The following is a 13,412-nucleotide window of genomic DNA, read 5'->3' as shown; positions in this document are numbered from 1 at the left end:
GTCCTGCCGACAAACCGGTTTCAGAAATCCCAATCTTCGTCTTCGGTCGCAACCGCCTTGCCGATGACATAGGACGAGCCGGAACCGGAAAAGAAGTCGTGGTTCTCGTCGGCATTCGGAGAAAGCGCCGAGAGGATTGCGGGATTGACCCGGCAGGCCTCGGCCGGAAACAGCGCCTCATAACCCAGATTCATCAGGGCCTTGTTGGCGTTGTAATGCAGGAACTGCTTGACGTCCTCTGTCAGGCCGACGCCGTCATAGAGGTCTTCGGTATATTTCGCCTCGTTATCGTAAAGTTCGAGCAGGAGATCGAAGGCGAAATCCTTTATCTCCTGTCTCTGCGTTTCGCCGAGGCGCTCCACCGCCCGCTGGAACTTGTAGCCGATATAATAACCATGCACGGCCTCGTCACGGATGATGAGGCGGATCAAATCCGCCGTATTGGTGAGTTTGGCGCGGCTTGACCAGAACATCGGCAGATAGAAGCCGGAATAGAACAGGAAACTTTCCAGAAACACGCTGGCGATTTTTTTCTTCAGCGGATCACCGCTGTCATATTCCCGCATGATGAGCGCGGATTTACGCTGCAGGAACTCGTTTTCCTCAGACCAGCGATAGGCGTCGTCAACGTCAGGCGTGAGGCACAGCGTCGAGAAGATCGACGAATAGGAGCGGGCGTGCACGGCCTCCATGAAGGAGATGTTGGAAAGCACCGCCTCCTCATGCGGCGTTGCCGAATCCTCCATCAGGCGCACGGCGCCGACACCGTTCTGGATCGTGTCGAGCAATGTCAGCCCGGTGAAGACACGGATCGTCAGTTTCTGTTCTTCCGGCTTCAGCGTTCCCCACGAGGGGATATCGTTGGAGAGCGGCACCTTTTCCGGCAACCAGAAATTCGAGGTCAGGCGGTTCCAGACTTCGAGATCCTTGTCGTCCTCGATGCGGTTCCAGTTGACCGCGCGGATGCGGGACGCGGGTTTTACGGCGATGTTCATTGTCTTGTCCCTCGATTCAGAGCGTGCAGGAAACGCAGCCCTGAACCTGCGTGCCTTCCAGCGCCATCTGGCGCAAACGGATGTAATAGATGGTCTTGATGCCCTTCTTCCAGGCGTAGATCTGCGCCCGATTGATATCGCGCGTCGTCGCCGTATCGCGGAAGAACAAAGTCAGCGACAGGCCCTGATCGACATGCTGGGTGGCGGCCGCATAGGTGTCGATGATCTTTTCCGGACCGATCTCGTAGGCATCCTGATAATATTCGAGATTGTCATTAGAGAGATAGGAAGCCGGGTAATAAACGCGGCCGATCTTGCCCTCTTTGCGGATTTCGATCTTCGAGACGATCGGATGAATGGAAGAGGTGGAGTGGTTGATATAGGAGATCGAACCGGTTGGCGGTACGGCCTGAAGGTTCTGGTTATAGAGACCCGATGCCATCACGTCCTGCTTCAACGCCGTCCAGTCTTCCTGCGTTGGAATGGCAATACCGGCTTTTTCGAAGAGCTCACGGACCTTTTCCGTCGCGGGCAACCATTCCCGGTCGGTATATTTGTCGAAATAGTCGCCGGAAGCATATTTGGAGTTCTCAAAACCCCTGAAGCTCTGGCCCCGTTCCACGGCCAGCCGATTGCTGGCGCGGATGGCGTGATAGGTCACGGTGTAGAAATAGATATTGGTGAAATCGACGCCTTCTTCGGAACCATAAAAGATGCGTTCGCGCGCCAGATAACCGTGCAGGTTCATCTGGCCAAGCCCGATGGCGTGGCTGGCATCATTGCCCTTTTCCACCGAAGGAACGGAGGAAATGTGGCTCATGTCCGATACCGCCGTCAGCGCCCGGATGGAGGTCTCGATCGTCTTGCCGAAATCGGCCGAATCCATCGCCGAGGCGATGTTCAGCGAGCCGAGATTGCAGGAGATATCCTTGCCCATATGGCTGTAGGAAAGATCGGCATTGAACTCGCTTGCCTCGCTGACCTGCAGGATTTCCGAGCAGAGATTGCTCATGCTGATGCGGCCGGCGACCGGATTGGCGCGGTTCACCGTGTCCTCGAACATGATATAGGGGTAACCGCTCTCGAACTGGATTTCGGCGATCACCTGAAAGAATTCGCGCGCCTTGATCTTCTTCTTGCGGATGCGGCTATCGGCGACCATTTCCTGATATTTTTCGCTGACCGAAATCTCGGTCAACGGCACGCCATAGACACGCTCCACATCATAGGGCGAGAACAGGTACATATCCTCATTGTTGCGGGCGAGTTCGAAGGTGATATCGGGGATCACCACGCCGAGCGACAGGGTCTTGATGCGGATTTTCTCGTCGGCATTTTCGCGCTTGGTATCGAGGAAGCGCATGATATCCGGGTGGTGGGCATGCAGATAGACCGCGCCGGCACCCTGTCGCGCACCAAGCTGGTTGGCATAGGAAAACGAATCTTCCAGCAGTTTCATCACTGGAATAACGCCGGACGACTGGTTTTCGATCTGTTTGATCGGCGCTCCGAATTCGCGAATATTGGTCAGGGACAGCGCCACGCCGCCGCCGCGCTTGGACAGCTGCAGGGCCGAATTGATGGAGCGGCCGATGCTTTCCATATTGTCTTCCACACGCAGCAGAAAACACGAGACCAACTCGCCGCGGCTCTTCTTGCCGGCGTTGAGGAAGGTCGGGGTTGCCGGCTGGAAGCGGCCTGAAATGATTTCATCGACCAGATCGCGGGCAAGCTGCTCATCGCCACGCGCAAGGGCCAGCGCCACCATGCAGACGCGGTCCTCGTAACGCTCCAGATAACGTTTTCCGTCGAAGGTCTTCAGCGTATAGGAGGTGTAATATTTGAAGGCGCCGAGAAAGGTCGGGAAGCGGAACTTCCGGGCATAGGCCTCGTCATAAAGGTCGCGGACGAAATTGAAGGAATACTGGTCCAGTACCTCCTGTTCGTAATATCCCTCCGTCACCAGATAATCGAGCTTTTCCCTGAGGTTATGGAAAAAGACGGTGTTCTGGTTGACGTGCTGGAGGAAATATTGCCGGGCGGCCAGGCGATCCTTGTCGAGCTGGATCTTCCCGTTCTCGTCGTAAAGGTTCAGCATCGCGTTCAGCGCGTGGTAGTCCAGAGCCGCATCGAGCGGTTTCTGGCTTGCAGCTGCCGGCTGTTTGGCGTCCTTGCGCAGCGCGCCTGAGGTCAGCGTGTCCAAAATCGTTCCAATCCATGTTTGACGTTGGCGACATCTTCCTCCGTGCCGAGAAGCTCGAAGCGATAGAGAAACGGCACTGCGCATTTGCGCGAGACGATATCTCCGGCGGATGCGAAAGCTGCGCCAAAATTCGTGTTTCCCGCCGCAATGACGCCGCGAATGAGATTTCGGTTGGAGGGCTCGTTCAAAAACCGGATGACCGGTTTCGGCACGGCCCCTTTGGTGCCGCCGCCCCCATAGGTGGGGGTGACCAGCACATAGGGCTCGGACACATGGGGAACATCTTCCTCAACGCCAAGCGGCAAGCGAAACAGACGCCGTCCCAGTTTCAGAAGGAAACGATGGGTGTTTTCAGAGCGGCTGGAATAATAGACGATCAGGCCCATCGCCCCGCCGCCTCAGCTGATCGAGCCGATCATATCCGGCCGGAAACCCGCCCAATGGCGCTCACCGGCGACGACCACGGGAACCTGCATGTAACCGAGACCGCGGACGTGATCGAGCGCATCCGTATCTTCGGAGATATCGATGATCTCATAGGGGACGCCGATGCGGTCGAGGGCGCGATAGGTGGCGGTGCATTGGACGCAGGCGGGCTTGCTGTAAACGGTGACGGTCATAATTTCCTCTCTCGAAACCGGTTTCGGACACGGCTCAACATTGCCGATTGCAATTGCAATCGGGCGGCGATGGTTCTGTCATTAGGGTGGGCGCGCGCGGCTTTTAGCCGCGTAAAATCACTCTCTACGCCGACGAGCGCAGCAACTCAAACAAATGCACTGGCATGACTTCACCCCGAAGCTTGTTCTGGAGGGGGCAGAAAAGGGCGCACGCAAATCATTTGCGTCATACACCTTCCTCCGGACACCCCGCCCGTGGACGTTTGCGCTCAAGGCAGGTCTCCTGACTTACGGGTCACAACATCTATTCCGGCCTTCCCGGAGCTTTTGACCCCAGTGACCCAAATCGGAACGATGCTCACCGCTTACAGTTGCGGGGGCAGTTTCGGCCTTGCTCCGCCATAACGGCGTTACGCACCGAATTCCCGTCTTAGCTCCCAATCCTTGCGAATCGGAAGAACCTCGAACACCACATATAGTATATGAGGAAATTTTCGCGTCAATGAATAGACACACAAAAGCCCCACCCTGTGGATCAAAAAGATTCAACACATAGTCAACAAAGGCTTAACGGCACATGCGTGCCGCCGCTCAAACAGAGAAAAGCGTTAATCTATTCCCAGATATCGATGTGAATATCAGCGGGACGGGCGTTTTCGATTACCCTTTTTCCGTTCGGAAGATCGTTTTCGAAAAGTTTGGCGTGGATCTGGGCCTCGTCCAGACCATAGCCCTGCCACCTTTTCCGCAGCCTCTCCTCCAGCACCTCGACGGACGGCCCGACAAAAATGGTGAGGTCGAAGCTTTTGGAAAGAGTTGTCCATGGCGCCTCGTCCAGCAGCAGATAATTGCCTTCAGCGAGGATAAAGCGTGTTTCCGGCGCAATCGCTCGGGCAGACGCTATGGCGATTTCACGGAAGCGGTCGAAAACCGGAACAAGCACCTCCTGCCCGCCCTTGCGGACGGCGGAGACGATATCGAGGAAACCGCGCACGTCGAAAGTTTCAGGTGCGCCTTTTCGCGGCAGCAGCCCCCGCTCTTCAAGGATGCCATTGTCCATATGGAAGCCATCCATGGGCAGGACGGCGGCCGTTTCGCCCCGTGCCAGCAAAGCATCACAAAGGGCATCCGCCAGCGTGGATTTGCCGGCCCCAGGGGGACCGGCAATAGCGACGATAAAACGGGATTTACCTTCTGCCCGCCGAAGAACGTCTTCGGCGATCGTTTCAAGCTTCAGCGTCATGCGGCAAGCGTTTCCTTCGGCGCTTCCTTGGCGCCGGTCATGAAGGCGACGGCGTCGGACATGGAGTAGTCCTTGGGATTGATGACGCACAGGCGCTTGCCGAGCCGGTGGATATGAATGCGATCCGCGACCTCGAAGACATGCGGCATGTTATGCGAGATGAGGACGATGGGCAGGCCGCGCGAACGCACGTCCAGAATAAGCTCCAGAACACGCCGGCTTTCCTTGACGCCAAGCGCCGCCGTCGGCTCGTCAAGAATGACGACCTTGGAGCCGAAGGCCGCTGCACGCGCCACGGCCACACCCTGACGCTGGCCGCCGGAGAGGGTTTCCACTGCCTGATTGATGTTCTGGATCGTCATCAGGCCGAGTTCCGACAGTTTCTCGCGGGCGAATTTTTCCATGGCCGGACGGTCCAGCGCCCGGAACAGGCTGCCCTGAATACCGGGTTTGCGGATTTCGCGGCCGAGAAACATATTGTCGGCTATGGAAAGCGCCGGTGACAGGGCGAGGTTCTGATAGACCGTCTCGATGCCAGCCTTGCGCGCCTCTATCGGCGAGCGGAACTGGACGGGCTGGCCTTCCAGCCGGATTTCCCCTTCATCGGGTGTCACCGCGCCGGAAATCGCCTTGATGAGAGAGGATTTGCCGGCGCCGTTATCGCCGATCACCGCCAGGATTTCGCCCGGATAGAGATCGAAATCGGCATGGTCCAGGGCCGTCACACGACCATAGCGCTTGACGAGATTGCGTGCTGTGAGAATGGGTTCTTTTGCCATCAGCCTGCTACCTTTCTGATCCACTGGTCGATTGCGACAGCCATGATGATGAGGACGCCGATCAACAGATAGGTCCATTGCGGGTCTGTTCCGATAAGCCTGAGGCCGAGCGAAAAGACGCCGACGATCAGGGCACCGAAAATCATGCCCATGATGGAGCCGCGTCCACCGAACAGCGACAGGCCGCCGATAACCACTGCGGTAATGGATTCGATATTGGCGAATTGACCGGCGGTCGGCGAAACCGAGCCGATGCGGCCGATGAGGGCCCAGCCAGCGAAGGCGCAGATGAGGCCGGACAGCGTGTAAACGGTGGTCAGCATGCGCTTGACGTTGACACCGGCAAGTTCGGCGGCATCCGGATCGTCACCGACAGCATAAAGATGGCGGCCCCAGGCGGTGCGGTTCAGCACATACCAGAGCAGGGCGACGAGAAGGACCATGGCGATGACGCCATAGGTGAAGACCGCGCTGCCGACACGGATATTGGCGCCGAAGAATTGCAGGATCGGCGCCTGCTGGGCGATATCCTGGGCTCGGATCGTCTCGTTTGCGGAATAAAGGAAGTTGGTCGCCAGTACGATCTGCCACATGCCCAGCGTGACGATGAAGGGCGGCAGGCGCATGCGCGAGACCAGAATACCGTTGATGAAGCCGCAAAATGCGCCGACGGCAAGGCCACAGAGAATGGAGAGTTCCGCCGGCAGACCGTAACGGAAGGTGAACTGTCCCATGATGACGGAGGACAGGACCATGATCGCGCCAACCGACAGATCGATGCCCGCCGTCAGGATGACCAGCGACTGCGCCGCGCCGACAATACCGACGATGGCGACTTGCTGCAGAATAAGGGTCAGCGTGAAGGCCGAGAAAAACTTGCCGCCGAGAAGCAGGCCGAAAACAATCAGCGACAGCACCAGAACGATAAGCGGAACGGCCGCCGGGCTGGAGTGTAGAAAGTGCTGTAGTTTTTCCAGCACGCTCTTGTCGTGCGTATCGAAAGCAGCGACCTGAGTCGAACTTCCCGAAAGCACTTTTTCAAATTCATTATGCGGCTGAGCCCGCACCGGCTGATCGCTCATGGATTTTCCTCCCGATCGCTCTATCGCACCAGCCTTGACACCGGGGTCTATCTCAAAAGAGAATGATGCGTAGATTTCAAAGTGTTGTGAAGCGGCCTATGCCATCCCCGCAGGACGCGTGACGCGCTCGTTTGTTCCTTTGTCCGATCCCCCGGATCGTGCTTTAATCATTCTCGTCCAAGGGCGGGGGCACGAATGCCCCCGCGGGTTTCAATGGTGAGGCATCAGCCCCAGCACTTGTTGAGACCTTCCTTCGTATCGATGGAGTCGAGACCCTTGACCGGCTTGTCGGTTACCAGCGTCACGCCGGTATCGACGAAGTTCTTGCCTTCAGTCGGCTTCGGCTTTTCACCGGTGTCGGCAAACTTCTTGACGGCTTCCACGCCAAGAGCCGCCATCAGCAGCGGATATTGCTGCGAGGTCGCGCCGATCACGCCTTCCGCGACGTTCTTGACGCCGGGGCAACCGCCATCGACGGAAACGATCAGAACATCCTTTTCACGACCGACCGCCTTCAGCGCCTCATAAGCGCCGGCTGCCGCAGGCTCGTTGATGGTGTGGACGACATTGATGGTTGGGTCCTTCTGCAGCAGATTTTCCATCGCCGCGCGGCCGCCTTCCTCGTTACCATTGGTGACATCATGGCCGACGATGCGCGGATCGTTTTCATCGCCGATCTTGTTGATGTCCTTCACGTCAATGCCAAAGCCCTTCATGAAGCCCTGGTTGCGCAGCACATCCACCGTCGGCTGGGAGGGGGTGAGGTTGAGGAAGGCGATTTTCGCATCCTTGGCCTTGTCGCCGAGGCTGCCGGCAGCCCATTTGCCGATCAGTTCACCGGCCAGGAGGTTGTCGGTGGCGAAGGTGGAATCAGCGGCATCGACGGGTTCGAGCGGCGTATCGAGGGCGATGACCAGAAGACCGGCATCACGCGCCTTCTGCACGGCCGGAACGATGCCCTTCGTGTCGGAGGCAGTAATCAGAATACCCTTGGCACCATCGGCGATGCAGGTCTCGATGGCGGCAACCTGGCTTTCGGAATCGCCGTCGATCTTGCCGGCATAGGATTTCAGCGTCACGCCAAGCTCTTTGGCCTTGGCGGTCGCGCCTTCTTTCATCTTGACGAAAAAGGGATTGGTATCGGTCTTGGTGATGAGGCAAACCGACGTATCGGCGGCGGACGCGACGGAAGCGAAAGAAACGCCAAGCGCGAGCGCGCCCAGAAGAGCGGAAACAGTGGTCTTCATTTAATCCTCCCAATGGATATTTAAGCACCGTGACGGTTACTCGACGATCTCGTCTCCTCCGAGAACAGCGACCGTTGCACAGATGGAACCACCAAAGGAAACGGCTGTCAATAAATAAATCCGATTGAATTATTAATTCCATATGGCATTCTAATAGGCGGCAGGGAGGAATATCGCCGCGTCGTTTAACGTTGCGATAGCAAGATTGCCATAAAGCCTGCTGTATCGGTCGCGACGGATAGGGCGGGCGGGAGGATGATATTATGAGACAATCTGTCGAGACGGCGCCGCCTGCGCCGCCCACAATCATGGATATGAGCGGCGGCGCCAACCAGATCGGAGTGCGCGCCTATAATGAGCGGCTGGTCCTGTCGCTCGTTCGCCGGCATGGCGGATTGTCGAAAGCGGAAATCTCCAGGCTGTGCGGTCTCTCGGCACAGACTGTCTCCGTCATCATGCGCTCGCTTGAAAAAGACGGGCTTCTCATTCGGGGTGAAAGACTGCGCGGCAAGGTGGGACAGCCATCAACACCGATGCGCCTCAACCCCGACGCGGTCTTTTCTTTCGGCGTGAAGATCGGCCGGCGCAGCGTCGATCTTGTGCTGATGGATTTTGTTGGCCGCATCAGGCTCAAGCTTCGCAGAACCTATCCCTATCCGCTGCCGGAATGGATCTTGCCTTTCGTGGTGGAGGGCATCGCGGAACTCGAGGCAAAACTGTCTCCGGCCGAGCGGCAAAAAATCGCGGGCGTCGGCATCGCCGCTCCGTTCGAATTGTGGAACTGGGCGCAGGAGGTGGGCGCACCGCAAATCGAAATGGAACGGTGGCGGGATGTTGATATTCGTTCGGAAATTGCGGGAAGCATCAGCTATCCGGTCTTTCTGCAGAACGATGCGACCAGTGCCTGCGGCGCCGAACTGGTTTTCGGAGCCGGCCAGAACTATGCCGATTTTCTCTATATCTTCATCGGATCCTTCATCGGCGGCGGCGTCGTTTTGAATTCGGCGCTGTTTTCCGGCAAGACAGGCACTGCTGGCGCCATTGGCCCCCTGCCCGTGCAGGGGCAGGATGGCAATACGGTGCAGCTTCTGAAAATCGCCTCCATCTTCGTTCTGGAAAACATGCTGCGTGAGCGGGGCATCGATCCTCGCCCCCTGTGGTTTTCGCCGGACGAGTGGGTCGATTTTGGCGAGCCGTTGGAAAGCTGGATCGGTAAAACCGCTGCGGCGCTCGCGCAAGCCGTTATCGCGGCAGCCTCCATCATCGATTTTTCCAGCGTCATCATCGATGGCGGTTTTCCCGACTGGGTCAGAGCGAGAATAGTCTCCGCCACCCGGCTTGCCCTCAAGCATCATGATCTTCAGGGTGTCACAATGCCGGAGATCATCGAAGGTGCGGTCGGTAGCCAGGCCCGGGCCATAGGGGGAGCAAGCCTGCCCCTGTTTTCCCGTTACCTCATCGATCAGAACGTTCTGTTCAAGGACACGACGGGTTGAGGCTTCCGGCTTCCTCCATATTTTTTTGAGGTTCTTTGCCGGATTCAAACGATCACTCGCTGGCAGCATGTTCCGTGATCGCCTCCAGAAAGGCGGGACCGTAGCGTTCCAGCTTGGTCTCTCCAACGCCGGGGATTTGTGCCATTTCCTTCACCGAGGCTGGTTTTACTGCTGCAAGTTCAATGAGTGTCTTATCGTGGAAAATCACATAGGGCGGAACGTTCTGCGCGCGGGCGATCTCCATACGCTTTGCACGCAGTGCTTCAAAGAGACTACGATCGGCCTCCGGCAAGGCCGTGGCAGCCGGAGTGCGGGGCGTCTGTTGCCGCGTCGAACGGGGAGCAGACGGTATCCTCAACATCAGGGAAGGCTTTTCGCGCAGGAAACGCCTTCCCTCCTCAGAAATTGACAAGCCGCCATGCCCCGACAGATCAACCTCAATCAGGCGCAGCGCAACCAGCTGGCGCAGGATGGCTCGCCAGGCGCGATTGTCATGCTCTTTGCCGATGCCGTAAGTCGTGATTTGATCGTGCCCGAAACTGGAAATTCGCTCGTCCACCATTCCAAGCAATACACGGATGACATAGGCTTGGCCAAAACGCTCGCCGGTGCGATAAATGCAGGAAAGCAACTTCTGTGCGGCGATGGCTCCATCAAACAGGGCAGGCGGTTGCGCACAGGTGTCGCAATTGCCGCAGGGTTCGCATCGGTCGCCGAAATAGGACAGTAGTACCTGCCGCCGGCAACCAGCGGTTTCCGCCAGGCCGAGCAGCGCATCAAGCTTCTGGCGCTCCATATATTTGCGCTGGTCCGCTGCGTCCGACTCTTCGATAAATCGGTTACGCAAAGCGATATCTTCATAACCATAAAGCATCAACACCTCGGACGGCAGACCATCACGGCCGGCACGCCCGGTTTCCTGATAATAGGCCTCGATGCTGCCGGGCAGATCGATATGAACCACGAAGCGAACATCCGGCTTGTCGATGCCCATGCCGAAAGCCACCGTCGCGACGATGATGACAGCCTCACCGTGCTGGAAACGGGTCTGGTTCGCCTCGCGGGCAGATTTGTCCATGCCGGCATGATAGGGCAGCGCATCACGTCCCTCTTCCCGAAGCCATGCCGCCGTTTCATCGACCTTGCGTTTGGAGAGGCAATAAACGATACCGCTTTCGCCTTCACGGCCCTCAAGAAAACGCTTCAGCTGTGCGCGGGGATTATCCTTCTCCATAATCGCATAGCGGATGTTCGGGCGATCGAACCCAGCAATGAAAGCATCCTTTTCATCAATGCCCAGATGGCCGAGAATCTCGGTGCGGGTGGGCTCGTCGGCCGTCGCCGTCAGCGCCATGCGCGGGGTATTCGGGAAACGCTCGATCAGCATGTCGAGCTGGCGATAGGGCGGGCGGAAGTCATGTCCCCATTGCGACAGGCAATGAGCCTCATCGACCGCGATCAGCGACAGATCAATCGATTGAAGCGCGTCGAGAACATCGGGTTTGAGAAGGGTTTCCGGCGCGGCATAAAGAATATCTACCTCACCGGCCCGCATGGCCTGCCAGAGCGCCCGGCGCTCTTCCGGCGAAAGATCGGAATTAAGAGCCTTCGCCCGCACACCGGCCTGGCGTAATGCCGCCACCTGATCGACCATCAGCGCGATCAACGGCGATACGATCAGCCCCATCCCGTCACGGGCGAGCGCCGGGATCTGGTAACACAGCGACTTTCCGCCGCCTGTCGGCATCAAGACGAAAGCATTATTGCCTGCCATTACATGCCGGATGATCTCCGCCTGCCGTCCACGGAACGTATCGTAGCCATAAATGGTCTTGAGAATCTGCAACGGATCTGCGGTCACGACGATTTCTTCCGAGTTTGGCGGCGGTTCGCGCATCATGGCCAAATCCGGTTTCATCGCAATGTCGAAAGACGGAATTGACGCAGAAACACGATTGGGATTGGGCCATCACCCTCATCCTTTGTTGGTGGGGCAGAGCACGCGGAGCTTAAAACGAAAAAACTCCCGGAGCGATTGCTACGGGAGTTTTGTTGAATTTGGTTGCGGGGGCAGGATTTGAACCTGCGGCCTTCAGGTTATGAGCCTGACGAGCTACCGGGCTGCTCCACCCCGCGTTACCAGCGTAAATCCCTATTGGATTTATCGCGACTGCATCACAGGGAAGCTGTGATGGCTAGTGCCGGAGCAAATTGCGGAAGGCGATTTGTCTCCTGTTAGGGACGCACGAGGCGTTTGCCTTATGGTTTTAAGTCCCGGAATGCAAAAAGGCCGCGTAAGCGGCCCTATGTATCGGCTGGGCCGAAGTTTGTTTAGAGAAGATAGAATGTTGCGTTTTGCAGACCTGGCAGCGACCTACTCTCCCGCGTCTTGAGACGAAGTACCATTGGCGCTGGGGCGTTTCACGGCCGTGTTCGGAAAGGGAACGGGTGCAGCCGCCCCGCGATAACCACCAGGTCGGCAAAACGCAACATTGAACATGTTTTCACATGCGTGTTGTTTCGAGAAGCTGGGAAGCTTGCGCTTCGTTTTAATTTACACGTCTTTCTGTGACTGGTCCGCTTGCCTGCCTTGCTCGATGTTGAGTTTGGCAGCCATACAGGACGCTAGTCCGTCGCCAATCGTTTGGCGCGCCGTCCGCAGGGCCTTGTGGCCCGTGAGGACAGAAGATGATGTCATCAAGCTTTGCTTGATGAACATATTCAATGGGAACGAAGAAGTCGATCGAGCTATTAGTAACGGTAAGCTTCACATGTTGCCATGCTTCCACACCCGTCCTATCAACGTGGTCGTCTTCCACGGCTCTGATAGGGAACACTCGTTTTCAGGTTGGTTTCCCGCTTAGATGCCTTCAGCGGTTATCCATTCCGTATATAGCTACTCTGCTATGCCCTTGGCAGGACAACAGATCCACCAGAGATACGTCCATCCCGGTCCTCTCGTACTAGGGACAGATCCTGTCAATATTCCTACACCCACGGCAGATAGGGACCGAACTGTCTCACGACGTTCTGAACCCAACTCACGTACCGCTTTAAATGGCGAACAGCCATACCCTTGGGACCTGCTCCAGCCCCAGGATGCGATGAGTCGACATCGAGGTGCCAAACAACCCCGTCGATATGGACTCTTGGGGGTCATCAGCCTGTTATCCCCGGCGTACCTTTTATCCGTTGAGCGATGGCCCTTCCACACGGGACCACCGGATCACTATGACCGACTTTCGTCTCTGCTCGACTTGTCAGTCTCGCAGTCAGGCGGGCTTATGCCATTGCACTCGACGACCGATTTCCGACCGGTCTGAGCCCACCATCGCGCGCCTCCGTTACTCTTTCGGAGGCGACCGCCCCAGTCAAACTACCCACCATACACTGTCCCGGATCCGGATAACGGACCGCGGTTAGACATCCACGAAGATAAGGGTGGTATTTCAAGGATGGCTCCACAAAGACTGGCGTCCCTGCTTCAAAGCCTACCACCTATCCTACACATGCCTTGGCGAATGCCAGTGTAAAGCTATAGTAAAGGTGCACGGGGTCTTTCCGTCTGACCGCAGGAACCCCGCATCTTCACGGGGAATTCAATTTCACTGAGTCTATGTTGGAGACAGCGGGGAAGTCGTTACGCCATTCGTGCAGGTCGGAACTTACCCGACAAGGAATTTCGCTACCTTAGGACCGTTATAGTTACGGCCGCCGTTTACTGGGGCTTCAGTTCAGAGCTTGCAC

The 13,412-nt window shown here is 57.1% G+C and carries 10 protein-coding genes, 1 tRNA gene, 2 rRNA genes and 1 riboswitch (1 of these 14 running past the window's edge); of the genes, 1 reads left to right on the top strand and 12 read right to left on the bottom strand.

Features of this window, described 5'->3' with window-relative positions:
• Positions 1-20 precede the first annotated feature (20 nt).
• From nrdF to FY152_12790, 8 genes are all read right to left on the bottom strand, one after another.
• The gene (gene nrdF, locus FY152_12825) at positions 21-995 is read right to left on the bottom strand and encodes a class 1b ribonucleoside-diphosphate reductase subunit beta (GenBank protein UXS32933.1); all 975 of its coding nucleotides are present in this window, start codon (positions 993-995) and stop codon (positions 21-23) included.
• 16 nt (positions 996-1,011) lie between these two features.
• The gene (nrdE, locus tag FY152_12820) at positions 1,012-3,198 is read right to left on the bottom strand and encodes a class 1b ribonucleoside-diphosphate reductase subunit alpha (protein UXS32932.1); all 2,187 of its coding nucleotides are present in this window, start codon (positions 3,196-3,198) and stop codon (positions 1,012-1,014) included.
• Positions 3,186-3,584, bottom strand: coding sequence for a class Ib ribonucleoside-diphosphate reductase assembly flavoprotein NrdI (nrdI, locus tag FY152_12815; protein ID UXS32931.1), 399 nt, complete (start codon positions 3,582-3,584; stop codon positions 3,186-3,188). The genes nrdE and nrdI overlap by 13 nt, the downstream gene beginning before the upstream one ends.
• A gap of 12 nt (positions 3,585-3,596) precedes the next feature.
• The gene (gene nrdH / locus FY152_12810) at positions 3,597-3,818 is read right to left on the bottom strand and encodes a glutaredoxin-like protein NrdH (GenBank protein ID UXS32930.1); all 222 of its coding nucleotides are present in this window, start codon (positions 3,816-3,818) and stop codon (positions 3,597-3,599) included.
• A 255-nt stretch (positions 3,819-4,073) separates the two neighbouring features.
• A riboswitch (cobalamin riboswitch) is annotated at positions 4,074-4,298 on the bottom strand.
• Between the two features lie 133 nt (positions 4,299-4,431).
• Positions 4,432-5,061 (bottom strand): nucleoside triphosphate hydrolase, encoded by a 630-nt coding sequence (locus FY152_12805; protein ID UXS32929.1) that lies wholly within the window; start codon positions 5,059-5,061, stop codon positions 4,432-4,434.
• Positions 5,058-5,840: a sugar ABC transporter ATP-binding protein gene (locus FY152_12800; GenBank protein UXS32928.1), complete on the bottom strand. Its 783-nt coding sequence runs from the start codon at positions 5,838-5,840 to the stop codon at positions 5,058-5,060. The genes FY152_12805 and FY152_12800 overlap by 4 nt, the downstream gene beginning before the upstream one ends.
• Positions 5,840-6,922 carry an ABC transporter permease gene (locus FY152_12795; GenBank protein ID UXS32927.1) on the bottom strand — a complete coding sequence of 361 codons (1,083 nt, stop codon included), beginning with the start codon at positions 6,920-6,922 and terminating at the stop codon, positions 5,840-5,842. Before FY152_12795 ends, FY152_12800 begins: the two co-directional genes overlap by 1 nt.
• 224 nt (positions 6,923-7,146) lie before the next feature.
• Entirely contained in the window at positions 7,147-8,169 is a 1,023-nt protein-coding gene (locus FY152_12790) for a sugar ABC transporter substrate-binding protein (GenBank protein ID UXS32926.1), read from the bottom strand.
• Positions 8,170-8,432: 263 nt separating this feature from the next.
• Between FY152_12790 and FY152_12785 the strand changes: the two genes are divergently transcribed.
• Entirely contained in the window at positions 8,433-9,665 is a 1,233-nt protein-coding gene (locus FY152_12785) for an ROK family transcriptional regulator (protein ID UXS32925.1), read from the top strand.
• Between the two features lie 52 nt (positions 9,666-9,717).
• Here FY152_12785 and recQ read toward each other — a convergent pair whose 3' ends face one another.
• The 4 genes from recQ to FY152_12765 form a co-directional block, all read right to left on the bottom strand.
• Positions 9,718-11,526: a DNA helicase RecQ gene (gene recQ / locus FY152_12780; GenBank protein ID UXS33282.1), complete on the bottom strand. Its 1,809-nt coding sequence runs from the start codon at positions 11,524-11,526 to the stop codon at positions 9,718-9,720.
• 198 nt (positions 11,527-11,724) lie between these two features.
• Positions 11,725-11,801: transfer RNA gene (locus tag FY152_12775), tRNA-Met, on the bottom strand.
• 225 nt (positions 11,802-12,026) lie between these two features.
• Positions 12,027-12,141, bottom strand: a 5S ribosomal RNA gene (rrf, locus tag FY152_12770).
• 247 nt (positions 12,142-12,388) lie between these two features.
• A 23S ribosomal RNA gene (locus FY152_12765) occupies positions 12,389-13,412 on the bottom strand; it runs 1,779 nt beyond the window's last position.

Source organism: Agrobacterium tumefaciens (assembly GCA_025560025.1).
GTDB lineage: Bacteria > Pseudomonadota > Alphaproteobacteria > Rhizobiales > Rhizobiaceae > Agrobacterium.
The sequence above is the reverse complement of the archived record's forward strand: the minus strand, read 5'-3'. Positions and strand labels throughout refer to the sequence as shown.

Excerpts from the sequence above, each read along its gene's own strand:
- FY152_12805 (UXS32929.1), bottom strand. The coding sequence starts at position 5,061 with ATGACGCTGAAGCTTGAAACGATCGCCGAAGACGTTCTTCGGCGGGCA.
- FY152_12790 (UXS32926.1), bottom strand. The coding sequence starts at position 8,169 with ATGAAGACCACTGTTTCCGCTCTTCTGGGCGCGCTCGCGCTTGGCGTT.
- nrdI (UXS32931.1), bottom strand. The coding sequence starts at position 3,584 with ATGGGCCTGATCGTCTATTATTCCAGCCGCTCTGAAAACACCCATCGT.
- FY152_12785 (UXS32925.1), top strand. The coding sequence starts at position 8,433 with ATGAGACAATCTGTCGAGACGGCGCCGCCTGCGCCGCCCACAATCATG.
- FY152_12795 (UXS32927.1), bottom strand. The coding sequence starts at position 6,922 with ATGAGCGATCAGCCGGTGCGGGCTCAGCCGCATAATGAATTTGAAAAA.
- FY152_12800 (UXS32928.1), bottom strand. The coding sequence starts at position 5,840 with ATGGCAAAAGAACCCATTCTCACAGCACGCAATCTCGTCAAGCGCTAT.
- nrdH (UXS32930.1), bottom strand. The coding sequence starts at position 3,818 with ATGACCGTCACCGTTTACAGCAAGCCCGCCTGCGTCCAATGCACCGCC.
- nrdF (UXS32933.1), bottom strand. The coding sequence starts at position 995 with ATGAACATCGCCGTAAAACCCGCGTCCCGCATCCGCGCGGTCAACTGG.